The organism is Actinokineospora cianjurensis, assembly GCF_003663795.1.
Taxonomy (GTDB): domain Bacteria; phylum Actinomycetota; class Actinomycetes; order Mycobacteriales; family Pseudonocardiaceae; genus Actinokineospora; species Actinokineospora terrae.
Genome location: NZ_RCDD01000003.1, coordinates 213,641 through 235,999 on the forward strand (window position 1 = coordinate 213,641; position 22,359 = coordinate 235,999).

Here is a 22,359-nt window from a genome sequence, read left to right on the forward strand (position 1 = left end):
GCGTCACCGCGCGGGCTGGACCTGGCTCAGGAACTCGTCGAGAAAGGCTTGCGGGTAAAGGAAGACCTTCTGCTCGGGGTAGCGCGGTCGGCCCGTGGCGAGGTGGTCGCCGTGGAAGTACCAGCAGATCTGCCCGACCTGCTCGGTGAACAGCGCTGGCCACGCTTCCGCGGGATAGAGCCGCAGGTGACCACCGGTAGCGGCGAACTCGCCTCTAGGCCCGAACCCGGCACGTAGTGCGACGTGGCCGAACAGGTCGTGCACCACGCGGAGGATGTCGTTGTGGCACAGCGGCTCGCCGTCGACCTCCACGCCGCTGGGTTCGAGCATGGGGTGGTCGGCCGCGGTCGCGGTGCCATGACCGCATCGGGTGAGGTAGAGCCAGAGCACCCCGGTGCGGGTCACCTGGTCGATCAACGCCCGCGAGTCGGCATAAGGCTGGCCTTCACCGCGCCAAGGCCGGACGACAATGCCCGCGGCCTGGATCGCGGCGTACTGGGCCAGGTCTTCGCGGCACAGCGCCTCGTACGCGTCGCCGACGTCGGCGCGCAGGGGTGCCCGGTCGTGGTGGCGGGCCACGCGGCGGCAGAAGTCGGTGTCCACGCGGACCGCGGGGCGCAGGTAGTCGGGGCCACGATCGGGGAACCGGGTGGCCAGGTAGTCCGAGGCCACCGCGCGCAGGTCGACCGCCACACGATCAGGCTATCACTTTCCGAAGCGATCCGACCGCCGCGCGTGACCTCAGGTCAGGCCGAGCAACCGGGTGCACCGGCGGATGGCGTCGGCCGGGCCCTCCAGCTTGATCTGCCCGGCGGCCAGCGCGTCGAACGGGCTGACCATGCCCGCGCCGATCTGGATGAACGTGTCCGGGTCGCTGGAGACGACCACCCGCGCGCCCTCGGCCGGACCGGGCACGAACCGCACCTCGCCCGCGGCGACGATGACGCCGAAGGTCTCCTCGCCGACGCGGAACTCGTAGGTGTCGTCCAGCTCGGGGACCCGCCCGGTGTCCACCATGGCCTGCACGGCGATGATGCCCCACTCGGCGCGGATCTCGCCGCCGTCGCGGTCGTCGGCGGAGAGGAACTGCATGCCCCAGCGGGCCAGGCCGAGCACCGGGCCGCGCAGCTGCTGGCCGCGGTCGGTGAGCCGGTACTGCTTGGCGCGGCCGTCCCCGGCCACCGGCAGCTGCTCCACCAGGCCGTGCTCGGCGAGGGTGCGCAGCCGTTCGGCGAGCAGGTTGGGGCCGATGCCGGGCAGATTCTCCAGCAGTTCGGTGAACCGCAGCGCGCTCACCAGCAGCTCGCGGACCAGCAGCAGGGTCCAGCGCTCGCCGATGATGTTCAGCCCGGCGGCCAACCCGCAGAACTGCCCGTAGTCGCGCTTGCCCGCCATCACCGTTCCCCTGGCACCTGTGGAAGAACTGCCCGGGCGAGGACTTGCCCGAACCGGTCGCCGCCCGACGAACCCGATCCAAATAGTAACACCGAGAACCACCCGATGGTATTAACAGCTCGCCCATTGGGAGGACGGCAACCCGGGGAATGCCTGGTCCCACCGCGAATCGGGGTTGACCTTGGGGCTATACATTATAGGAGCTAACTCCCCATCCCCGGAGGTCTCGTGTGACCGTGACGGATGTGCTGACCCCGGCGATCGCCCCCGGCGCGGTGCCGGTGCTCGGCCACGCGCTGCTGATGAAGCGCGCCCCGCGCGAGTTCCTGCTCTCGTTGCAGGGCACCGACCCGGTGATCGGGATCCGGCTTGGCAGGCAGACCGTGTACGTCATCAACGACCCCGGGCTGATCAGGTCCGCGCTGCGCGACCCGGACACCTTCGGCAAGGGCGGCCCGATCACCGAGCGGTTCCGGGCGATGTTCGGCAACGGGCTGGGCATCTCGGACGGGGAGCTGCACCGCAGGCAGCGGGCGCTGATGCAGCCCGCGTTCAGCCATTCGCGCATCGTCGGTTACGCGGCGCAGATCACCGAGCAGGCCCGCGCGCGGTTCGGCGGCTGGCAGGACGGGGTCGAGGTGGCGGTGCACCAGGAGATGGCCGACCTGGCGCTGACCAACCTGACCAGGGCGATGTTCGCCGCCGACGGGGGCGTCGAGGTGGACGCGGACCGGTTCCGGGAGGCGACCGCGACGGTGCTCAACGGCCTGTACCGGCGGGTGATGGACCCGACCGGGGTGCTGGCGCGGCTGCCGACCCCGGCCAACCGGCGCTACCGGGCGGCCGAGTCGCACCTGCGCGGGGTGATCGACGGTGTCGTCGCGGCGTACCGGGCGGCCCCGGAGGACCGCGGCGACCTGCTGTCGATCCTGATGCTGGCCCGCGACGGGCAGGCCACGATGTCGGACCGGCAGGTGCACGACGAGGTCATGACGATCTTCATCGCGGGCGCGGAGAGCATCGCGAACACGCTGGCCTGGGCGTGCCACGAGGTGGCTGCGCACCCGGAGGTGGAGGCGCGGCTGTGCGCGGAGGCCGACCGGGTGCTGGCCGGGCGCGCGGCGGAGTACATCGACCTGGCGAGCCTGGGTTACACCAAGCAGGTGATCAGCGAGACGCTGCGGCTGCGCACCCAGGGCTGGGCGTTGAGCCGCACGACCACGCGGCAGACGACCATCGGCGGCTACCGGATCCCGGCGGACGCGGCGATCATGTACAGCCCGCACGCGCTGAACCACAACCCGGCACTGCACCGCGATCCCGGCGTGTTCAACCCGGACCGGTGGGAGGTGGGCGTGGCGCGCGCGGTGCCGCGGGGCGCGTACATCCCGTTCGGGACCGGTAACCACACCTGCATCGGTGAGCCGTTCGCGCTGACGGAGATGACCCTGACCCTGGCCTCTATCGCTTCCCGCTGGCGTCTGGAACCGGTCCCCGGCCACACCCCTCGTCCCAAGGTGGCCCTGACGATGCCGGTCGACGCTCTCCCCATGATCCCCCGCCGCCGCTTCCCGGCGACCGGTTGAAGCCCGCGGCGGGCTAGGCGGGCTTCTCGCAGGCGATGACGTGGTAGCCGATCTTGTCGCGGCACAGGGAGAACATGGTCGTGATGGCCGTGCTGAACATCGTGACGCGGTCGGAGCCGTACTCCTCGGCGAGGGTCGGGCGTTGCTCGGCCAGCGTGGTGAGGAACTCGTCGTAGGTGCGGCGGACCCGCTCACTCCAGTCGAGCGCGGCGGTGACGCGGAACCCGGCGCTCTCGGCCAGGGCCACGGACTCGTCGAGGGTGGCGGGTGGGTGGGCGATGGTGTTGGCGGTGAGGACCTCGCGGTCGGCGGCGGTCAGCTCGGCGGTGTGGGGGTACTCGGTGAACACCAGGCGGCCGCCTGGGCGCAGGACGCGGTGGATCTCGCGCAGCCACCGGGTCTTGTCCTGGGCGCTGGGCAGGGAGTCGAAGGCGAGCGCGGCGTCGAAGACCCCGTCGGGGAAGGGTTGGGCGGCGGCGTCGGCGTAGCGGGTGGTGACGCGCCCGCGCAGGCCCGCGGCGACCACGCGGCGGGCGGACTCGGCGACCTGCCAGTGGCTGACGGTGATGCCGGTGATGGTGACGGCGTGCCGCTGGGCCAGCCGGACGGCGGGTTCGCCGACGCCGCAGCCGACGTCGAGGACCTGTTCGCCCTTGCGCAGCGCCAGCAGGGCGCCGACCTCGGTGGTGAGGCGCTGCATCGCGGCCAGGAACGGGGTGTCGTCCTCATCGGACTCCCAGTACCCGACGTGCAGGTTGCCGCCGACCAGTTCCACGAGTTCGCCGATGTCGTCGTAGTACTCGCCGACCTGGTCGATGACCTGTTCCGACACGTCACTCACCCCTCGCCGCGTTGTCACTCCTGGCTTGTATAGCAGTTGGGCCGGGGATGACCAAGGGATCGCTCACCGTGCTATGTTCCTGAAGCAATCGTGCCCGGTGACGCGGGAGGTCGGCAGTGACGACAGCGGTGGTCCGCCGCACGGTCCCCCTCCCCGGCGACTACCCGTGCGGGCTCACCTGGGACGGCACCCACCTGTGGCACTCCGACCAGCCCGCCGCCGAGCTCTACGCGCTGGACCCGGCGGACGGCTCCGTGGCGCGCACACTGCGCTGCCCGGGTCTGCGCGCGGACCTCGCGTTCGACGGGAACCTATTGTGCCAGGTGGGTTATCGGCCCAAGCGGTTGCTCCTGGTGGACCGCGACACCGGCGAGCAGGTGGAGCGGCGGGCGGTGCCACCGGCCAACGGCAGGCTCACCGGCGTCGAGTTCGGTCCGGACGGCATCTGGATGGTGCTGCGCGGCCCGACCGTGCTGCAACTGCGCGACTACGAGTCGATGGCGGTGCTGGTCGAACACCCCGTTGGCGGCGGGGAACCGTCCGGGCTCACCTACGCCGACGGGGTCGTCGTGCACGGCGACTACGTCGAACGCCGCCTGCGCGCGACCGACCCCGCCACCGGCGCCGAACTCGGTTCCCTTGTGGTGGAGGGCAACCCGACCGGGATGACCTGGGACGGGAACCTGCTGTGGTACTGCGACTTCCCCGGCAAGCGGGCCTGCGCGCTCGACTTGCGCGACATCGTCGGTTGATCGACCTAGAAGGGGACACCACCGAAGTGGATGTGATGGAGGCGGGCCTGCGCGCCCGTTCGTGGTCGGAGATCAGGTCGTTGTTCGCGCTCGACGCCGACTCGACGCACCTCAACACCGGCACGGTGGGCGCGATGCCGTTCGAGGTGCTCGACGTGGTGGACCGGGTCACCCGGGAGTGGACCGGTGGGCTGCTCGACGTGTACCCGCCGGGGCTCTACCCGGAGCACCGGGCGACGATCGGGCGGTCCTACGGGGTCGACCAGGACGAGATGGTGATCACCCACAACGCCACCGAGGGCATGGCCAGGGTCATCCACGGCCTGGACCTGCGCGCGGGCGACGAGGTGATCACGACCAGCCACGAGTGCTACTCGGTGCTGTCGAACCTGAACCTGCTGCGCCACCGGCACGGCGTGGTGGTCACCGTGATCACCCTGCCCACCGGGTACGACGTGCGCGCCGAGGACGTCGTCGAGCGGTTCGCCGCGGCGATCACCCCGCGCACCAAGGTGCTGGCCTTCGCCGGGATCACCCTGTTCACCGGGACGATGCTGCCGATCAGGGCGCTGTGCGAACTGGCGCACCGGCACGGGCTGACCACGGTGATCGACGGTGCGCTGATGGCGGGCATGCTCGACTGCGACTTCCGGGCGCTGGGCGCGGACTTCATCTCGTGTTCGGGGTCGAAGTTCCAGTGCGGACCGCTGGGCACCGGGTTGCTGTACGTGCGCAACAAGGTCCACCCGGAGCACAACCCGCTGCCGCTGCCGACGTTCTGGCCGATCATCTCGACCTGGTACCCGATGCAGGGCACGCCGCCGCCGCGCACGACGACCTCGGTGGAGAGCTGCAACATCGGCGACTTCCTGCAGAGCGCGGGCAGCGCGAGCATCGCCCGCGGCGCGGCACTGGCGCGGGCGTGCGAGCTGTGGGACGAGATCGGCCGCGACCGCATCGAGCGGCGGGTGTTCGAGTTGGCCGAGCACGCCAGGGCGGCGGTGGCCGAGCGGTTCGGCACGGCCGCGATGTACTCCCCCGGCACCGACCAGCGGCTGCGGTCGCCGCTGATCGCGTTCCACCCGTTCCGCGACCCGGCCGACGCGTGGAACGTGAAGAAGGTGGCGGAGTTCGTGTCCCGGTTGGAGTCCGAGCACCGGATCTGGACCCGCTGGACGGAGTTCGACGTCGAGGGGTCCCCGCACCAGCACTACGCGGCCCGGTTGACCACGCACCTGTTCAACGACCACGCCGAGATCGACCGGGCGGTGGCGGTCATGGGCCGACTCGCCGAGCAGATGTCATGAGGGGCCCGGTGGAACGGTTGCGCCTGAGGGCGGGGATAGACCTACCTGAGCCGGTCGCCGCGCACCGCCACCCCTTGGCGGCGCTGACGAGGTTGCACGCCCGGCAGCTGTTCACCTACCGGGGCGACGCGGCACCCGGGAGTTGGCAGTCGGTAGCGCCAGTGGCGGACCTGGCGACCGCGGTGCCCTCGATCTACAACGCGGGTCTTGGCGCGCGCGGCACCTCTTACGTGATCCACCTGCGGCCCGACGTGTACTGGGACACCACCCCCGCGCGGCGGGTGACGGCACAGGATGTGGTGCGTGGCCTCAAGAGGCTGTGCACGCCGTTCTACCGTTCGACCGCGTTGCCGTACTTCCTCAGCACTGTCCGGGGGATGGCGGACTACCGAGACGGGCACCCGGCGTCGTTGCGCACCGCGGCTGACCTGGCCGAGCACGCCAACACCCACGACATCGCCGGGGTGTTCGCCCTCGACGAGCAGACACTGGTCGTCGAGCTGGACCACCCGGCGGTCGACGTCGTCGACGTCCTGGCCCTGCCGTGCGCCTCGCCAGCGCCGGTGGAGTACGACGCGTTCCTGCCCGACAGCCCGCAGGCGCGGGCGGCGTTGCGGTCGACGGGCCCGTACCGGCCGGTGTTCGACGGCGGACTCCGGTTCGAGCCGAACCCCGCGTGGAACCCCGAGTCCGACCTGGTCCGAGGCCAGCGCGCGTCGATCATCACCGTCAGCCCTGACGAGCCCACGCCGCACGTAGACCTGACAGTCGAGGGTGAGCCCACCTCCACGCTGCTCGGTGTGGACTACCTGGTGCTCAACCCGCGCGGCCCGTTGAGCGAACACACGGCGCGGCTCGCGATCGCGGACGCGATCACCCGCACCGCGCACACGATCATCCCGCCCGGCAACGACGGCCACCAGGCCACCGCACCCGCCAAGGCCGGGACCCTCCCGGCGGCGCTGTCGCTCACCCTCGCCCACCCCGACACCCCGCACGCCACCGCGGTCGCGTCCGGGATCGTGGCGGACCTGGTCGCGGTCGGCCTCACCATCGTGTCGCGGCCGCTCTCGCCCGCCGAGTCGCACCAGGCGGTGACCGGGCAGGCGGGCGGCTGGGACCTCCTGCTCGACAGCTGGTTCCCCGACTGGGGCCACGACAACGCGCGGGCGTTCCTGCTGCCGCTGTGCCACTCGGCGCACTCCCCCGCGGGCTCCGGGCAGCGGCGGGTCGACGAGCTGATCGACGCCGCGCTGGCCGCGTTGGACGACCCGACCCGCTCCACCTCGGCGTTGCGCGCGGCGGAACTGCACGCCCTGGCCGACGCCGTGATCGTGCCGCTGGCCTTCCGCGCCCCACCCGCGCCCCCGGGCGAGGTGGTGGTGCTCGGCGCGCTCGGCGGCCTGCCCGACCTCACCGCCCACGCCCCCACCGCCGAGGGCCCCGTCCCGTCCCCACGCCGGATCAGCGAGGTCAGCCGATGAACGACCACCCGCGCCGCGGCGGTGTGCTGCGGCTCTACGGCCCGGGCAGCATGGACCACGTCGACCCGGCCAGCTCGTTCTTCATGCTGTCGGGGCAGATCATCCGGCTGTTCACCCGGCAGCTGTTCGCCTACCCGCCGATCAAGGGCCTGCGCGACTGGCGCGACCTCAACCCGGTCGCGGACGTGGCCACCGAGATCCCCACGGCGGCCAACGGCGGCATCAGCGCCGACCGGCTCACCTACACCGTGCGGCTGCGCGCCGGGGTCCGCTGGGACACCACCCCCGAGCGGGAGGTGACCGCCCAGGACTTCGTGCGCGGCTTCAAGCGGATGTGCAACCCGGTGCTGCGCAGCGGCGCTATTCACTATTTCACCAGCACCCTGGTCGGAATGCAGGAATACTGCGCCGACTACACCGCCGCCGTGCCCGACAATCCCACCGCCGCCGATCTCGCCGAATTCCAGAACGCGCACGAGATCGCCGGGGTGACCGCCCTCGACGACCGCACACTGCGATTGCGACTACTGCGCCCGGCGACCGACTTCATCCACATCCTGGCCACCGCGTTCACCTCGCCCGCGCCGGTGGAGTACGACGCGTTCATCCCCGACAGCGACGACTTCCGCCGCGGCGTGCGCTCCTGCGGGCCCTACCGGCTCACCGAGTACGTCCACGGCGAGATGCTGCACATGGAGCCCAACCGCGCCTGGTCCAAGGAGTCCGACCCGGTCCGCTGCCAACACCTCGACGGCGTGCACGTCACCATGGACCGCGCCGCCACGCCCGCCGACGTCGGCCGCGAGATCCGCTCCGGGCGCGCCGACCTGTCCTGGGCGTCACCGGTCACCGAGCCCTACGACATCAACCCCGACGACCCCGCCGACAACCTCGGCTACGCGGTCAACCCGTACCTGGCGTTCAACATGGTCAGCCCCAACGCGGGCGGCGCGGTCACCAAGCTCGGCGTGCGCCGGGCCATCGCCTACGCGGTCAACAAGACCGCCATGATCAAGATCTTCGACGAGCTCGCCGCGGGCACCGTCATGTGGACCGCGCACACCGCCATCCCACCCGGCAACTACGGATACCGCGACTACGACCTCTACCCCACCCCCAACGACGAGGGTGACCCCGACCGCGCGCGGGCGCTGCTGGTCGAGGCCGGGTACGGCGACGGACTCGAACTCACCGTCGTGCACCGCGACATGGACGCCAACCCCGAGGTCGCCCAACAACTCCAACTCGACCTGGCCCGCATCGGCATCACCCTGCGGCTGGTCGGCTTCGGCCACGCCGAGCACTACCCGCACCTGCAGAACCCGGCCAACGCCCGCGCGGGCACCTGGGACATCGCCGTCGCGGCCTGGACACCGGACTGGTTCGGCGACAACGGCCGCGCGTTCCTGCAACCGATGTTCCAGACCAACGCCGTGCACGGCACCGGGAACTACGGCTGCTACAGCAACCCCGACGTCGACCGCATGATCGACCACGCCCTCTCGCGCACCGACCCCGACGAGGCGAGTGCCGCCTGGCACGAGGTCGACCACGCGATCATGCGCGACGCCGCGATCGTCCCGGTCCTGGTGCACGCCCCGACCATCCCCCACCTGCGCGGCGCCCGGGTGCGCGACGCGGTCGCGATGCCGACGGTCGACCGCTGGTTCGACCTGTCGAACCTGTGGCTGGCCGAACCAGACCCGCCCGCGCCCACCGTGGGTAGTTCCGCTGTGCGCTGATCGGGTAAATAGCGCGCTGGATCTGGTGACTTGTCAGCGGTTGCCACCGGAGTAACATCATTTCCGGCGGGTCGGGGACCGGGTCCGAGGAACCGCGACGGCGGGAGCGGTGCACATTCACGCGGGGACGACGGTGGATTACGCCTGTCCGCGATATCCGGGCAGCGATATCCCACCCGGCGACCAGTACGACAGCGACGACCACAGGAGTGCCGACTGGTGACCACCACCGGGTTCGAACCGGCCAGGTTCAAGGCCACCCAACGGGCCAACTGGAACGCCATGAGCGGCGGCTGGCTGTCCTGGCAGGACAAGTTCGAACGCGGCGCCACCCCGGTCAGCGAACACCTGATCGCGCTCGCCGGGCTGCGCCAAGGGCACCGGGTGCTCGACGTCGGCACCGGCGTCGGCGAACCCGCGCTCACCGCCGCCCGCGTCGTCGGACCGACCGGGCACGTCACCGCCATCGACCTCGCCGAGGACATGGTCGCCATCGCCACCGAGCGCGCCGCCCGGCTCGACGACACCGCCGCGCCGGTCGAGGTGCGCCAGGGCGACGTGGAGACCCTGGACCTGCCCGCGGGCAGCTACGACGCGGTACTGAGCCGGTGGGGCCTGATGTTCGCCGTCGACCACATCGCCGCGTTCCGCGCCGTCGCCGCCGTCCTGCGCCCCGGCGGCACCCTGGCCGCGTCCGTGTGGGGCGAGCCCGCCGAGGCACCGATGGTCTCGCGCGGCTTCCGCGTCCTGGCCCAGCGCCTGGACCTGCCCAAGCCGCCCCCCGGCGAACCCAACCCGTACAGCATGGCCGACCGCGAGCAGACCGAGCTGGAACTGCGCGCCGCCGGGTTCACCGACGTCGAGGTCACCGACTTCACCGCGCCGTTCTGGCTGGCGGACGCCGACGAGTACGTCGAGTTCTACCGCAAGTGCTCCCCACCGGCGCTGCTCGGCATGATCGAGCAGCGCTACGGCAGCGCCGACGACCCGGGCACCTGGACCGCGATCGCCGAGTCCATTGCCGACCTGCGCGCCACCGACGGCACCATCCGCCTGCCCAGCCGCACCCGGGTCATCCGAGCCCGGCGCTGATCGTGGACACCCACCGCGGCCGCGCGGACCCCGTCCTGCTCGACGGAGCGGTGGCCACCGAGCTGCAGCGCGCGGGCATCCCGGTGTGCGCGCCGTGGTGGACGACCAGGGCGCTGCTGGCCCCGGCCGATCAGCGGGTGCTGCGCGGCATCCACGCCGCGCACCTGCGCGCGGGCGCCGATGTCGTCACCGCCAACACCTTCCGCTGCCACGACCGCACCCTGCGCGGCCTGGGCACCGACCAGGCGACCGTCGTCGACACCGCCGTCGGCCTGGCCAGGGCCGCCCGCGCCGACACCGACAGCCCCGCGCTGATCGCCGGGTCGCTCGCCCCCGTCGCCGACTGCTACCGCCCCGACCTGGTGCCGCCCGACGAGGTCCTGCACGCCGAACACGGCAGGCTCGCCGCCGCGCTGGCCCGCGCCGGGGTCGACCTGGTGCTGGTGGAGACCATGAACACCCTGCGCGAGGCCAGGATCGCGTTGGCGGCCGCGCTCGCCGCGGGGGTCCGCGCCTGGGTGTCGTTCGCCTGCCGCGGTGACGCCCGGCTGCTGTCCGGGGAGCCGTTGGCGGACGCCGCGCGCGAGGTCGAGCAGGCGGGCGCGGGCGCGGTGCTGGTCAACTGCTCCACGCCCGCCGACACCGAGGCGTGCCTGCCGGTGTTGCGCCGCGTCTGCGCGGGCCCGGTGGGGGCGTACCCGAACATCGAGGACCGCACCGGCGTCGACGGCCCGGTCGACCGGCACCTGCCCGCCGCGCTGCCCGAGGGCGAGTTCGGGGCGCTGCTGGCCCGCTGGCACACCGAGGGCGCCGACGTCCTGGGCGGCTGCTGCGGAACCACCCCGGCCCACCTGTCGCAGGCCAGACCACTCATCCCCGCGGAGGCCAGCACGTGACCAGCCAGAAGCAGCGCAACATCGAGGCGATGCTGGAGATCTTCGACGTCGGCGGCGACGGCTACCTGACCGCCGCCGACTTCGCCGCGCACGCCGAGAGCACCTGCGGCGCCTTGCGGCTGCCCGCCGGGTCGCCGCACTGGACGACGATCCACACCGCGCTCGACGCCTGGTGGGACCACCTGGTGCGGCACGGCGTCACCCTCGCGCACGCCGACGGCACGGCGATCCCGACCGGCGAGTGCGTGGAGATCATGGAGGACCGGTTGGTCGACGACGACGCGTTCTTCGCCGCGACCGTGGGGCCGATCGCCGACACCGTGTTCCGGGTCCTCGACGCCGACGGCGACGACGAGATCAGCACCGACGAGTACGTGGCGGTCTACCTGGCCTCCGGGCTGACCAGGGAGATCGCGGTGGACGCGTTCACCAGGATCGACACCGACGGCGACGGGCGCATCGACCGGGGGGAGTTCGTCGCGGTGGTGCGGGAGGCGTTCACCTCCGCGGACCCGGACTCGCCGGGGGCGTGGTTCTTCGGCGTCCGCCCGGACTAGACAACAGAGCCCGCCCGGACCAGATAGCAGAGCCCGCCCAGACCAATAGCACGGCCCGCTCGGACCAGATAGCAGAGCCCGCCCGGACCAGAGAACACAGCCCGCCCGGGCTGATCGGGGAGGCCGGGTGGACCACATCGGATGGCACTGTCACGAATGGAGAAGGACACGATGGCGACCCAACTGCAGCAGCGCAAGTACGAGAAGGCGTTCGAGCGCTTCGACGTCGACCGCGACGGGGTGCTCCAGCGCAACGACATCACCGCGATGGCCAAGATCTGGCGGGAGACGTTCGCGGTGGCCGAGGCGTCCGAGGAGGCGACCAGGATCGAGCACCTGGCCGACCAGCTCTGGCAGGACATCACCTCCGCGACCGACGCCGACGCCGACGGCACGGTGAGCAAGACGGAGTGGAACCAGGCGATGGAGCGGCCGGAGTTCGTCGACAAGGTGGCGCTGCCGTTCGCGTTGGCGGTGTTCGACCTGGCCGACAAGGACGGCAGCGGCAGGCTCAGCGTGCAGGAGATGATCGCCGCGCAGAGCCGGTCGGGGATCAGCGAGCAGGAGACGCGCCGGATGTTCGACGCGCTCGACGCCGACCACGACGGCGAGGTGCACCGCGACGAGTACGCCTCGGCGATCCGCGAGTTCTACCTCAGCGACGACCCCAACGCGGTCGGGAACCTGATGGTCGGGGACCTGGACTGAGCGCCGGACTCCCCGGTGGACCCACCTCGCGGCGCGTCCACCGGGGACCCGCTCACCTGGTCCCGACCGTGATCAGGGTCTCGCCGGTCATGACGACCGGGCCGCCGCCGAACTCGGCGCGCAGGGTGGCGATGGCGTCGGCGCGGATGGCGGCGCGCAGGTCGTCGCCGAGGGAGCGCAGCAGCAGGATGAACGGTCCGGCGCTCTGCTCGCAGACGTCCCAGTACTGCTCGGCGGTGTCGGCGCCGACGATCGGGTGGTCGGCGACCTCGGTGCGCACGTCGGTGAACCCGGCGTCGCGGTAGAGGGCCTCCAGGTCGGCGGGGTCGGAGAGGGCGACGGTGCCGGGGACGTCCTTGTCCGGTTCGGGGATCAGCGCGGGCATGGTGATGTGCCTGGCGACGACTTCTTCAAGAATCCGCAGCGATGTGCACCGTTGCGGCGAACCGACCGTCATCGCGACCATCCGGCCACCGGGCCGCAACGCATCCCGCATCGCGCGCAACGCCGCACCGGGTTCGACCATGTACTGCAATCCCGCCCGGCACGTGCCGATGTCGAAGGTGCCCGGCTCAACGCCCAGATCGCGTTCACTCGGGACCACCCGGAAGTCCACTGTGTCCAGTCCGGTGGCCGCCGCCCAGGCGCGGGCCCCGGCGACCATGCCCTCGGCGATGTCGAGCCCCAGCACGTAGCCGTCCGGCCCGAGCGCCTCGGCCAGTTGGTGCGCGGGAACCCCGACCCCGCAGGCGAGGTCGAGCGCGCGCTGACCCGGCCGCGCGCCGGAGAGTTCGACCATGCGGCGCGCGCTGGGCACGGCGGCGTCGGCGAAGTTCGCCCGGTACCGCACCCAGCCGACCGCGGAGAGCCGCCACTCCTCGAGTTTGTCCGCTCGCAACGCAAGCACGCTCATCCGCGTCCTCCATCAGGGTGTCATCGACGGCGATCATGGTGCGGTATCGGGCGAATCGGCGCGCACCGCCTCGACGCGGGCGCCGAACGCCTTATAAGCTCTGGGAAAACTACACCCCCGCGGCAAGACCCGCGTCGTCCGCGCGGGGGTCGACCACCGATCCGGACGAGGGGCTCATGGCCATCAAGCAGGATCTCCGACGCGGCTGCGGTCTCACGGTGGGGCTGGGCGTGGTCGGCGAGCGGTGGACGATGCTGGTCATCCGGGAGCTGCTGATCGGCCCGGCCCGGTTCACCGCGCTGCTGGAGAACATGCCCGGTATCGGCCCGAACCTGCTGTCGGACCGGTTGCGCACGCTGACCGTGCACGGGGTGGTGGAGCAGGTCGGGATCCCCGGCGAGGGCCGGGCGATGCGCTACCAGCTCACCGAGTCGGGTGAGCAGTTGCGCCAACCGCTGCTCGGGTTGGCCAGGTGGGGGCTGGGTTTCCTCAGCGACGACGACCGCGGCGGCACCACCAGGGCCGAATGGGGGTTCCTCGCGGTGCAGTCGATGGTGTCGCGGGAGGCGGTGCCCGACGTCGACGACACCTACCGGTTCCGGGTCGACGACCAGGACTTCACCATCGAGGTGCGCGCCGGGCGGGTGCGGTTCACCCGGGGCGCGGCCACCGAGCCGGACCTGACGGTGGAGTGCGACGCGGAGACGTTCATCCGGGTGGGGGCTCGGTTGACCAGCCCGGCGGAGGTGATCGCCAGCGGCGCGGTGCGGGTGTCGGGCGACCCGATGGCGGCGGTGCGGTGCATCCGGATGCTCGGGCTCGACTAGCCCACTTCGAGTTCCTATAGTCGGCGATGGCTGTGGTGGAGGTCGTTGGCTGTGGTGGAGGGAGTTCCCGGTGGGTGAGCGGCCGCTGATGATCCTGGTGGGCATCGGGTACGAGCCGCACCGGGGCTACCTGCTGCGCTCGATCGCGGCGACGACCGACGTGTGGCTGCTCGACCACTCGGCGCTGAGCTGGGAGGAGCCGTACGTGGTCGGCGGGACGGCGGTGGACATCCGGGACGGGGCGGCGCTGCTGGCGGCCGCGCGGGAGGTCGCCGACGGCCGGACGGTGGACGGGATCCTGTGCTGGGACGAGCTGAAGATGGCGAACACGGCCGTCGTCGCCCAGCACCTGGGGCTGCCGGGGGTGTCGCCGGACGTCATAGATCGGTGCCGCGACAAGCACCGGACCCGGGGCGCGCTGGCCGCCGCCGGTGTGCCGCAGCCCCGGTCGGTGGCGGTGTCCTCGCTCGCGCAGGCGGAGTCGGTGGCGGCGGACATCGGGTACCCGGTGATCCTCAAGCCGCGGGCGTTGGGGGCGAGCATGGGGGTCACCAAGGTGGACTCACCTGGCGCGCTTCCCGCTGCCTACGAGCACACGCGGGCGCAGCACGTGGACCAGGCGCGGTACTACGAACTCGGCGTGCTGGTGGAGGAGTACGCGTCCGGGCCGGAGTTCAGTGTGGACTGCGCGGTCGTGGACGGTGCCACTACGCCGTTGTTCCTGGCGCGCAAGACGAGCGGCTTCGCCCCGTACTTCGAGGAGACGGGTCACCTGGTCGACGGGGCGGACCCGTTGTTCGCCGACCCGGAGCTGCGCGCGATCCTGTCGGCCGCGCACACCGCGCTGGAGTTCGACTCGGGCATGACCCACACCGAACTGCGCCTGACACCGCGCGGCTGGTCGGTCATCGAGGTCAACTGCCGCCTCGGCGGGGACCTCATCCCGTACCTGGGCCTGGAGTCCACCGGCATCGACGCGGGCCGGGTAGCCGCCGCCATCGCCTGCGGCCGCCCCCCGGTCCTGACCCCGACCCACAAGACGGTCACCGCCATCCGCTTCCTCTACCCCACCACCCCCACCACCGTCGCCGACATCCACATCGACACCACGGCCCTGCCCCGCGGCACCCTGCTGGCCACCCCCCTGGCCACCCCCGGCACCACCCTCGCCCCACCCCCCGAAGGCCACGTCTGGGGCCGCTACGCCATGACCGCCATCACCGCCCCCACCCCCGCCGCCTGCCCACCCCTGCTCGACACCGCCGAAGCCGCCATCACCCTCATCCCCGCCTGACCCGATCCCCGACTCACCCCGCGGCCACGCCTCAGGCCGACCACGCGGTCGTCAATCGGCTGATTCGCCAGTACCAGCGCTATTTCCAGCCCCCACTGCCGCCCCACTTCCGCCCCACCACCGCCGCCCCGCGGCCACCCCCGGCGGACGGCAGACCCCCACCCACCCGGGGGCCACCCGCATCCAGCGTATCGCTTTTCGCGTTCTGTCAAGAGGGTGAACCTGGTGGCTGTGGACAGCTCGGACCCATGTGGACAAACCAGAGCGCTCGGGGCACGCGGCGAACCGGAGCGAGCGGGCACCACCGAAAGGCCGCGCAGTGGGGTGGCCACTCGTTGGGGGCGTTGACTCTTACTTCGGAAATATATAGCGTCATGGTCGGAGCCGGTCTCGTGCGGATGATCCGCCAGGCGCGGCCTGCCTCGTGCTCACCCAAGTCCTGCCCCGCTTTGGAGGCCAACCGTGGCAAGGGAAACCTACGAGTCGCTCAACCTCGCGCCGAAGCCGATCCGGCCGCACATCCTGGCCGCGGCGACCATCGTCTACGGCGACGACTACTACAACGGCAAGCGGGAGACGATCAACCTCTCCGGCTTCGTGCAGATGAACAAGTGGCCGATGCCCGGGTTCGAGCACCGGGTGGACGCGACCGGGCGGGCGGTGTTCGACACCGAGCTGATCAGCGCGCCGGAGGTCGGCATCAAGGGCTTCAGCTACGAGCTCAACGACCGGATCCAGATCCTGTCGAACCCGTTGCTGCCCAACACCGGGCACGTGCGGCAGATCTCGCCCGGCAAGAACTTCCCGGCCGAGTTCCACATCCAGCGCTTCGGCATCCTGGAGACCAGCACGCTGCGGTTGGTGCACCGCAACGTGATCGACATCTACGGTGTGGTGGACGCGATCCCGCCGTTCAAGAAGCCGTTGACCGGCGGGTACCTGGGTGTGCCGCGCGGGGACCAGCCGATCGAGTTGGTGCAGGCGCCGAACGTGGTGCGCGGGACGACGCTGCCGGAGGCGTGGTACCCCTCGACCGACGACAACGAGTCGATCGGGATCACCCCGACGGTGTTCTTCGCCGACAGCCCGGCGGCGTGCATGTCGATGCTGGTGGACCCGTCGATGATCATCCAGACCTCGACCGAGGCGACGCTCACCCTCCAGGTCGAGGGCCGCACGGTGCGGGTGGAGCTGCAGGGCAGCCACGGGTTGGCGGCGGGCATGGAGATCCTGCTGTTCGGCCCGGACAAGCACGACGAGGGTGTCGGGGTGCTGGCGCAGATCGCGCGGGTCGCCCTGGTCGGCGAGTGCGCGGAGCTCGGTGGCCGGGTCATGCTGCGGGCGAGCTGGCCCAAGCCGTCGGGCGGCACGCTCGGCGAGGGCAACGAGGACTCGCTGTCGCGGGTGCGGTTCCCGGCCGAGCTGCACTTCGACGCCGAGTTCGACCTGGTGACCCCGCGCGGGGTGCTGTACTCGACCAACCCGGTGCACCTGTCCGGTCAGCTGCGCGACCTCGACCCGTCCGGCACCGACCTGGCGCTGTCGGGGCAGGGCACGCCGCTGGTGACCACCGAGGACGTGGAGAAGGCCAGGATCACCGGGCTGTCGCTGGTCATGCGGGAGTCCATCGTCGGTGAGCACGCCGCGGTGAACGTCTGACCCACCGCCCTCCCCCGACCTCGCCCGGGCCACCGCGCCCGGGCGAGGTCCTGGCGCGTCTGGAGCCGTGATGGACACACGATCGCTGGTCATGCACCAGGCGATGCTCGCCGACCGGACCCGGTTGCGCGCCTACGACGACGCGCTGGCGTGGGCGGTGCGACCGGGCGACGTGGTGGTCGACGTCGGCGCGGGCCTGCTGGTGCTGGGGATGATGGCGCTGCGGCACGGCGCGAGCCACGTCTACGCCATCGAGGGCGACCCGGTGACCGCGGCGGTGGCCGCGCGGATCGCCGACGACAACGGCCTGTCCGGCAAGCTCACCGTCATCCAGGGCGACGCGCGCACGGTGGACCTGCCGCGGCGGGCCGATGTGCTGGTGGCGGAGCTGATGGGCAACATCGGCCCGGAGGAGGAGATGCCGGAGATCGTCGCCGCCGTGGCCAGGCGGGCGCTGGTGCCGGGCGGGCGGGTGGTGCCGCAGCGGCTGACCACGACGTTGACCGCGATCGAGTTCGACGACGAGGGCTGGGGCGTCTGGGGCGGCGACGCGCTGGGCTACCGCCTCGACGTGGTGCAGCAGTACGCCGAACCGGCCGCGCACCTGCACTTCTTCCAACGGCCGCCGACCAGGCTCAGCGCCGCGGTCCCGATCGGCGACAGCGTCCTGGGGGCGACCGAGCACGGGGTGTCGACCGCGCCGCGCACGTTGCGCATCACCCGCCCGGGGACGCTGCACGCGGTCATGGGGTCGTTCACCGCGGATCTGGCGCCGGGGGTGTCGCTGTCGAACTTCCCCTCTTACCTGGGCTGCAACTGGGGGGTGTGGATCTGGCCGGTACGCCACACCCCGGTCGTGGAAGGTGACGCTATCCGGGCGCGGGTAGTGCTGCCGGAGGGCGTCAGGGTGGCCACGGACTGGCGGCTGGAGTGCGGGATCAGCCGCAGGGAGCCGTCGTGACCATCCTGGCCGGGATCGTGCGGGACCTGCCGCTGCGGGCGTTGGAACTGTGCGGGGTGACCTGGTCCGGGGAGTTCCTGTGGTACTCCGAGGCGTTCACCGGGCTGATCACCGCGATCGACGCCGTCACCGGGGCGCGGTCCGGGGAGATCCCGTGCGCCGACATCCGCGCGGACCTGACCACCATGGACGGCTACCTGGTCCAGGTCGTCGGGGACGGCCGCGACCTGCGGATGCTGGCGCCGGAAGACGGGCGGGTGATCGCCGAGTTCGCCAACCCCCGCCCGGGGCACACGCTGACCGGCATCGAGGCGGGCCGCGACGGGCTGTGGCTCGGGTACGCCGACCTGAAGGTGCTCGACCTGCGCGACCCGTCGGACTTCCACCTCATCGACTGCGTCGCGGTGCGGCGCCCACCGGCGGGGCTGACCGTCTCGGACGGGTTCCTCGCCTACTCCGACACCAACGGGGCGACGATCACCCTGGTCGACGTCGCCACCCGCCGCGAGCAGGTGTCGGTGCGGGTGTGGGGCAAACCCGCGGGGTTGACCTGGGACGGCAGCCTCATCTGGTACTGCGACCTCGCCACGCTGCAACTGCGCGCGGTGGAACTACCCGGATTCCAGCGGTTCTGAGGTAAGGGGAGTCGCAGATGCGGGATGTCCTGCGCGCGCTCAGGGTCGTGGCCACCACCGTCGTGATGCTCGCGCCCGCCGGGGTGAGAGTGCTGGTGCGCGGTCGAGAGAGAGGGCTGCCGCACCTGTACCGGCAGATCGGCCTGTTGTCGATGGCGCTGGGACCGGCGTTCGTCAAAGCAGGGCAGGTACTGGGCACGCGCCGCGACATCCTGCCGCCCGCGTTGTGCTCGGAGCTGGAGGTACTGCAAGACGGCGTGCCACCGTTGGACCGCGCGCGCAGCGAGGAGGTCCTACGCGACATCTATGGGCCGCGGTTGACCGAGCTGTTCCCTTCGATCGACTACGAACCCGTCGCGGGCGGCAGCGTCGCCTGCGTCTACCGCGCCACCGACCACGAGGGCCGCGAGGTCGCCCTGAAGGTGCTGCGCCCGGAGATCCGCCCGATCCTGGAAGCCGACCTGCGGATCATGCGGCGCGGCGCTCGCCTGGCCGCCCGGCTGCCGCTGCTGCGCGGGGTCCCGGTCACCGACGTGGTCGACGCGATGTGCGCCGCGGTGCTGGCCCAGCTCGACTTCCCCCGCGAGGCCGACAACCTGACCCGGCTGCGCCGCGACCTCAGCGCCGTGCCCCGGGTGTGGGTGCCGACGGTGTACCCCGAGCTGTGCGGCCCGACCTGCGTGGCGATGGAGTTCATCCCGGACCTCGACGTGCGCACCGCGCACCGCTGCCCACCGGCGCTGCGCCGCCGCTTCGCCCAGTCCGCGCTGGCCGCGATCTACCACATGCTCTTCGTCGACGGGTTCGTCCACTGCGACCTGCACCCGGGCAACCTGTACTTCACCCGCGGCGGCGACGTCGTCGTCCTCGACGCCGGGTTCAGCGTGCAGCTCACCGAGCGGCTGCGGGTGCTGTTCGCCGAGTTCTTCCTCAACATGGCCGTCGGCCGCGGCGACCGGTGCGCCGAGATCGTCGTCGCCAGCTCCACCGGGCGCCGCCCCGACGCCGACCTGCCCGGGTTCCTCACCAGGATGGCCGAGCTGGTGGTCCGGGTGCACGGGCTCTCCGCGCGCGAGTTCAGCCTGATCGGGTTCGCCACCGAGATGTTCGACCTGCAACGCCGCCACGGCGTGCACGCCGCACCCGAGCTGATCTTCCCGCTGCTGTCGCTGCTGGTCATCGAGGGCACCATCCGCGAACTCGACCCCGGCGTCGACTTCCAGGAGACGGCCAAGCCCGTGCTCAACCGGGGCCTGTTCGGCGCCCGGCGCCCCACCTGAGAGGACCCACCCGCATGCGCCATGGCGGCACGCTCACCCTCGTCGGCGCCGGTGACGCCGACAACCTCGACCCCGCGCTGTCCGTGCACACCGCCACCCGCGGGATCCTGCGCGCCTACACCCGCCAGCTCGTCACCTACCGCGCGGGCCGCGACCAGGCCACCGCGGGCGAGGTGGTCGCCGACATGGCCACCGAGCTGCCGACCCGCGCCAACGGCCGCCTCGACCCCACCGGCCAGGAGTACGTGTTCACCATCCGCCAGGGGGTCCGCTGGGACGACCACCGGCCGGTGACCGCCGCGGACCTGGCCAGGGGCATCAAACGGCTCGCGCACCCGGACGCGCCCAGCCCCGCGTTGACCTACTTCGCGGCCACGATCCGGGGGCTGGCCCGGCTGCGCGACGAGCTGGCGACGCTGGACCCGACGGAGGTGACCACCGCGATCGAGTGCCGCGTCATCGAGGGCATCGAGGTGGTGGGCACCGACACGATCGTGCTGCGCACGCTGGGGCACTCGGTGGACTTCCTCAACATCCTCGCGCTGCCGAGCGCCTCCCCCGCGCCGATCGAGTACTCCGGGTTCCTGCCGGGCAGCGACGACATCGTGCGCAGGCTCCGGTCCAGTGGGCCCTACCTGGTGCGGGAGTACGTGCCGGGCAAACAGCTGGTGCTGGGTCGAAACCCGGCGTGGGACCCGGCGACCGACCCGGTGCGGGCCGCGTACCTGGACGAGGTTTCGGTGCGGATGGGGGTCGCCGAGGCGGAAGCGTTCCGGCTGGTCGACACCGGCGAGGTCGACATGCTGTGGGACATCCAGCCGGTGACCGCCGAGCTGCCGCGGCTGTTCGGCGACCCCCGGCTGGAGATCCACCCGGCCGGCCTGTTCAGCCCCTACCTGGCGGTGAACATGCTCAGCCCCAACGAGGACCGCGCCACCAGCAAGGCGCAGGTGCGGCAGGCGGTGTCGGTGGCGCTGGACCGGTCGGCGGTGTCACGGGTGTGGGGCGGGCCGCGGTTGAGCGAGCTCGCGTGGCGGGTGCTGCCGCCGTTGTGCTCCGCGCACACGCCGATCGACCCGGTGCCGCCCGGATCGCCGACAGGGGACCCCGAGGCGGCGCGGGCGTTGCTGGCGGAGGCCGGGTACCCGCACGGGGTGAGGTTGCGGATGGTGCACCGCGACCGCGACATCCACCCGGAGTCGGTGCACGAGATGGGGATCGCGTTGGCGCGCGCGGGGATCACGCTGGAGCCGGTGCCGGTGTCGATCACCGAGCTGTTCACGACCTACTTCGCCTCCGCGGAGCCCGCGGTGCGCGGCGACTGGGACCTGGCGTTCACCGGCTGGGAACCGGACTGGCACGGCGACAACGCGCGCACCTACCTGCAGCCGCTGTTCGAGAGCAGACCGGAGGGCAGCTGGAACCTCGGCTTCTACACCAGCCCCCGGGTGGACCGGCTGCTCGCGGAAGGCCGCGACTCGTCGGACCGCGACACCGCGAACGCGGCGTACCGGGCGGTGGAGGCCGAGGTGCTGCGCGACATGGCCGTGATCCCGGTGCTGTTCGCCCACCAGTACTGGTTCCACTCGCCTCGCGTGCGCGGCTGGGAGCCCTACCCGGTGCTCAACGGGGATCTCACGACCGTGTGGCTGGAGCCATGAGGTCCGCGGCGGTGGTGCCGCAGCAGCCACCGATCACGGCCAGGTCGTAGTCCAGGCGCCACCGGGCGAGCGCGTCGGCCAACCGCTCCCCGGTGGCGTCGGGGTAGGCACCCAGGGGACCGTCGTAGCGGTCCCGCACCGCCTTGAGCGCGTCCTCGACCTGGCGCGGGGTGCCGCAGTTGAGCAACACCACCGCCGCACCGCGCTCCCACGCCCGCAGCACACCGTCCACAACGGACTCACCGGACGGGAGCCTGGCATCGTCGGCGCACTGGAAACTCACCCACACCGCGGCCTCCGCCCTGGTGGCGTGCTCCACCACCGTGATCGCCTCGGCCACCCCGGGCATCGACTCGGCCAGCACGACGTCCACACCGCACCGCGCCAACTCCGTCACCAACCACCCGTGCCCGGCCGGATCCCCAGGCCCCACCGACCCGATCACCTCGGCCGAGTTCCCCGCAGCCGCCCGCGCCACCCCCACCGCGGCGTGCACCATCCACGCCGTACCCGACCCCGGCGCCAACCCGAGATCCAGCAGATCCCGTTCCGCGCACCGGAAAGTCGCCGCCGTCACCACATCGGCCCCCGCCGCGACATCGGCCTCGTGCACCGCCCGCAACGCCGCCCGCCCAGCCCCCGTGAGCAACGCCCGATTCGTCCACCACGGCGCCTCGACCGCGATCCCCGCATCCCGCAACCGCCCAGGCACACTGGCGTCCAGCAACACGGCGCACCTCCTCAGTCACGCCAAGTTACCACACAAAAC

The 22,359-nt window shown here is 71.7% G+C and carries 21 protein-coding genes; 16 read left to right on the top strand and 5 right to left on the bottom strand.

Features of this window, described 5'->3' with window-relative positions; translation table 11 throughout:
- Positions 1-3: 3 nt before the first annotated feature.
- Positions 4-693, bottom strand: coding sequence for a crotonobetainyl-CoA--carnitine CoA-transferase (locus CLV68_RS20640; RefSeq protein WP_121392556.1), 690 nt, complete (start codon positions 691-693; stop codon positions 4-6).
- 48 nt (positions 694-741) lie between these two features.
- Complete coding sequence (locus CLV68_RS20645; RefSeq protein WP_121392557.1) at positions 742-1,395, bottom strand: winged helix-turn-helix transcriptional regulator; 654 nt, start codon at positions 1,393-1,395, stop codon at positions 742-744.
- Positions 1,396-1,631: 236 nt separating this feature from the next.
- Between CLV68_RS20645 and CLV68_RS20650 the strand changes: the two genes are divergently transcribed.
- A complete protein-coding gene (locus CLV68_RS20650) occupies positions 1,632-2,981 on the top strand; it encodes a cytochrome P450 (protein WP_121392907.1) in 1,350 nt (449 codons plus the stop codon).
- Between the two features lie 13 nt (positions 2,982-2,994).
- Here CLV68_RS20650 and CLV68_RS20655 read toward each other — a convergent pair whose 3' ends face one another.
- Positions 2,995-3,813, bottom strand: a complete 819-nt coding sequence (locus CLV68_RS20655; protein ID WP_121392558.1) for an SAM-dependent methyltransferase — start codon at positions 3,811-3,813, stop codon at positions 2,995-2,997.
- 125 nt (positions 3,814-3,938) lie between these two features.
- Between CLV68_RS20655 and CLV68_RS20660 the strand changes: the two genes are divergently transcribed.
- The 8 genes from CLV68_RS20660 to CLV68_RS20695 all read left to right on the top strand — a co-directional run bounded on the left by CLV68_RS20660 (position 3,939) and on the right by CLV68_RS20695 (position 12,360).
- The gene (locus tag CLV68_RS20660; protein ID WP_121392559.1) at positions 3,939-4,574 is read left to right on the top strand and encodes an NHL repeat-containing protein; all 636 of its coding nucleotides are present in this window, start codon (positions 3,939-3,941) and stop codon (positions 4,572-4,574) included.
- Between the two features lie 35 nt (positions 4,575-4,609).
- Positions 4,610-5,881 (top strand): aminotransferase class V-fold PLP-dependent enzyme, encoded by a 1,272-nt coding sequence (locus CLV68_RS20665; RefSeq protein WP_121392908.1) that lies wholly within the window; start codon positions 4,610-4,612, stop codon positions 5,879-5,881.
- Positions 5,878-7,365 carry an ABC transporter substrate-binding protein gene (locus tag CLV68_RS20670; RefSeq protein WP_121392560.1) on the top strand — a complete coding sequence of 496 codons (1,488 nt, stop codon included), beginning with the start codon at positions 5,878-5,880 and terminating at the stop codon, positions 7,363-7,365. Before CLV68_RS20665 ends, CLV68_RS20670 begins: the two co-directional genes overlap by 4 nt.
- Positions 7,362-9,107: an ABC transporter substrate-binding protein gene (locus CLV68_RS20675; protein ID WP_121392561.1), complete on the top strand. Its 1,746-nt coding sequence runs from the start codon at positions 7,362-7,364 to the stop codon at positions 9,105-9,107. Before CLV68_RS20670 ends, CLV68_RS20675 begins: the two co-directional genes overlap by 4 nt.
- 219 nt (positions 9,108-9,326) lie before the next feature.
- Positions 9,327-10,199: a class I SAM-dependent methyltransferase gene (locus CLV68_RS20680; protein ID WP_121392562.1), complete on the top strand. Its 873-nt coding sequence runs from the start codon at positions 9,327-9,329 to the stop codon at positions 10,197-10,199.
- A gap of 2 nt (positions 10,200-10,201) precedes the next feature.
- The gene (locus CLV68_RS20685) at positions 10,202-11,095 is read left to right on the top strand and encodes a homocysteine S-methyltransferase family protein (protein ID WP_121392563.1); all 894 of its coding nucleotides are present in this window, start codon (positions 10,202-10,204) and stop codon (positions 11,093-11,095) included.
- Positions 11,092-11,652 (top strand): EF-hand domain-containing protein, encoded by a 561-nt coding sequence (locus CLV68_RS20690; protein WP_121392564.1) that lies wholly within the window; start codon positions 11,092-11,094, stop codon positions 11,650-11,652. The genes CLV68_RS20685 and CLV68_RS20690 overlap by 4 nt, the downstream gene beginning before the upstream one ends.
- Before the next feature lie 141 nt (positions 11,653-11,793).
- Complete coding sequence (locus tag CLV68_RS20695; RefSeq protein ID WP_121392565.1) at positions 11,794-12,360, top strand: EF-hand domain-containing protein; 567 nt, start codon at positions 11,794-11,796, stop codon at positions 12,358-12,360.
- A gap of 52 nt (positions 12,361-12,412) precedes the next feature.
- Here CLV68_RS20695 and CLV68_RS20700 read toward each other — a convergent pair whose 3' ends face one another.
- Complete coding sequence (locus CLV68_RS20700) at positions 12,413-13,273, bottom strand: class I SAM-dependent methyltransferase (protein ID WP_121392566.1); 861 nt, start codon at positions 13,271-13,273, stop codon at positions 12,413-12,415.
- 176 nt (positions 13,274-13,449) lie between these two features.
- Here CLV68_RS20700 and CLV68_RS20705 point away from each other — a divergent pair, with 176 nt between their 5' ends.
- From CLV68_RS20705 to CLV68_RS20735, 7 genes are all read left to right on the top strand, one after another.
- Positions 13,450-14,100, top strand: coding sequence for a winged helix-turn-helix transcriptional regulator (locus CLV68_RS20705; protein WP_121392567.1), 651 nt, complete (start codon positions 13,450-13,452; stop codon positions 14,098-14,100).
- A gap of 70 nt (positions 14,101-14,170) precedes the next feature.
- On the top strand, positions 14,171-15,394 hold the full coding sequence (locus CLV68_RS20710) for an ATP-grasp domain-containing protein (protein ID WP_121392568.1): 1,224 nt from the start codon (positions 14,171-14,173) through the stop codon (positions 15,392-15,394).
- 462 nt (positions 15,395-15,856) lie between these two features.
- A complete protein-coding gene (locus tag CLV68_RS20715) occupies positions 15,857-17,053 on the top strand; it encodes a DUF6004 family protein (RefSeq protein ID WP_121392569.1) in 1,197 nt (398 codons plus the stop codon).
- Positions 17,054-17,123: 70 nt separating this feature from the next.
- Positions 17,124-18,014, top strand: a complete 891-nt coding sequence (locus CLV68_RS20720; protein ID WP_121392570.1) for a class I SAM-dependent methyltransferase — start codon at positions 17,124-17,126, stop codon at positions 18,012-18,014.
- Positions 18,011-18,649 (top strand): NHL repeat-containing protein, encoded by a 639-nt coding sequence (locus CLV68_RS20725; protein WP_121392571.1) that lies wholly within the window; start codon positions 18,011-18,013, stop codon positions 18,647-18,649. The genes CLV68_RS20720 and CLV68_RS20725 overlap by 4 nt, the downstream gene beginning before the upstream one ends.
- 17 nt (positions 18,650-18,666) lie before the next feature.
- Positions 18,667-19,929, top strand: a complete 1,263-nt coding sequence (locus CLV68_RS20730; protein WP_121392572.1) for an ABC1 kinase family protein — start codon at positions 18,667-18,669, stop codon at positions 19,927-19,929.
- A 14-nt stretch (positions 19,930-19,943) separates the two neighbouring features.
- Positions 19,944-21,590 carry an ABC transporter substrate-binding protein gene (locus tag CLV68_RS20735; RefSeq protein ID WP_121392573.1) on the top strand — a complete coding sequence of 549 codons (1,647 nt, stop codon included), beginning with the start codon at positions 19,944-19,946 and terminating at the stop codon, positions 21,588-21,590.
- Here CLV68_RS20735 and CLV68_RS20740 read toward each other — a convergent pair.
- Positions 21,565-22,320 (bottom strand): homocysteine S-methyltransferase family protein, encoded by a 756-nt coding sequence (locus tag CLV68_RS20740; protein WP_121392574.1) that lies wholly within the window; start codon positions 22,318-22,320, stop codon positions 21,565-21,567. The genes CLV68_RS20735 and CLV68_RS20740 overlap by 26 nt on opposite strands.
- Between the last annotated feature and the right edge of the window lie 39 nt (positions 22,321-22,359).

What these genes read in the sequence shown, in the direction of transcription:
- CLV68_RS20670 (WP_121392560.1), top strand. Translation starts at nt 5,878, where the DNA reads ATGAGGGGCCCGGTGGAACGGTTGCGCCTGAGGGCGGGGATAGACCTA.
- CLV68_RS20665 (WP_121392908.1), top strand. Translation starts at nt 4,610, where the DNA reads ATGGAGGCGGGCCTGCGCGCCCGTTCGTGGTCGGAGATCAGGTCGTTG.
- CLV68_RS20705 (WP_121392567.1), top strand. Translation starts at nt 13,450, where the DNA reads ATGGCCATCAAGCAGGATCTCCGACGCGGCTGCGGTCTCACGGTGGGG.
- CLV68_RS20700 (WP_121392566.1), bottom strand. Translation starts at nt 13,273, where the DNA reads ATGAGCGTGCTTGCGTTGCGAGCGGACAAACTCGAGGAGTGGCGGCTC.
- CLV68_RS20645 (WP_121392557.1), bottom strand. Translation starts at nt 1,395, where the DNA reads ATGGCGGGCAAGCGCGACTACGGGCAGTTCTGCGGGTTGGCCGCCGGG.
- CLV68_RS20735 (WP_121392573.1), top strand. Translation starts at nt 19,944, where the DNA reads ATGCGCCATGGCGGCACGCTCACCCTCGTCGGCGCCGGTGACGCCGAC.
- CLV68_RS20720 (WP_121392570.1), top strand. Translation starts at nt 17,124, where the DNA reads ATGGACACACGATCGCTGGTCATGCACCAGGCGATGCTCGCCGACCGG.
- CLV68_RS20730 (WP_121392572.1), top strand. Translation starts at nt 18,667, where the DNA reads ATGCGGGATGTCCTGCGCGCGCTCAGGGTCGTGGCCACCACCGTCGTG.
- CLV68_RS20695 (WP_121392565.1), top strand. Translation starts at nt 11,794, where the DNA reads ATGGCACTGTCACGAATGGAGAAGGACACGATGGCGACCCAACTGCAG.
- CLV68_RS20675 (WP_121392561.1), top strand. Translation starts at nt 7,362, where the DNA reads ATGAACGACCACCCGCGCCGCGGCGGTGTGCTGCGGCTCTACGGCCCG.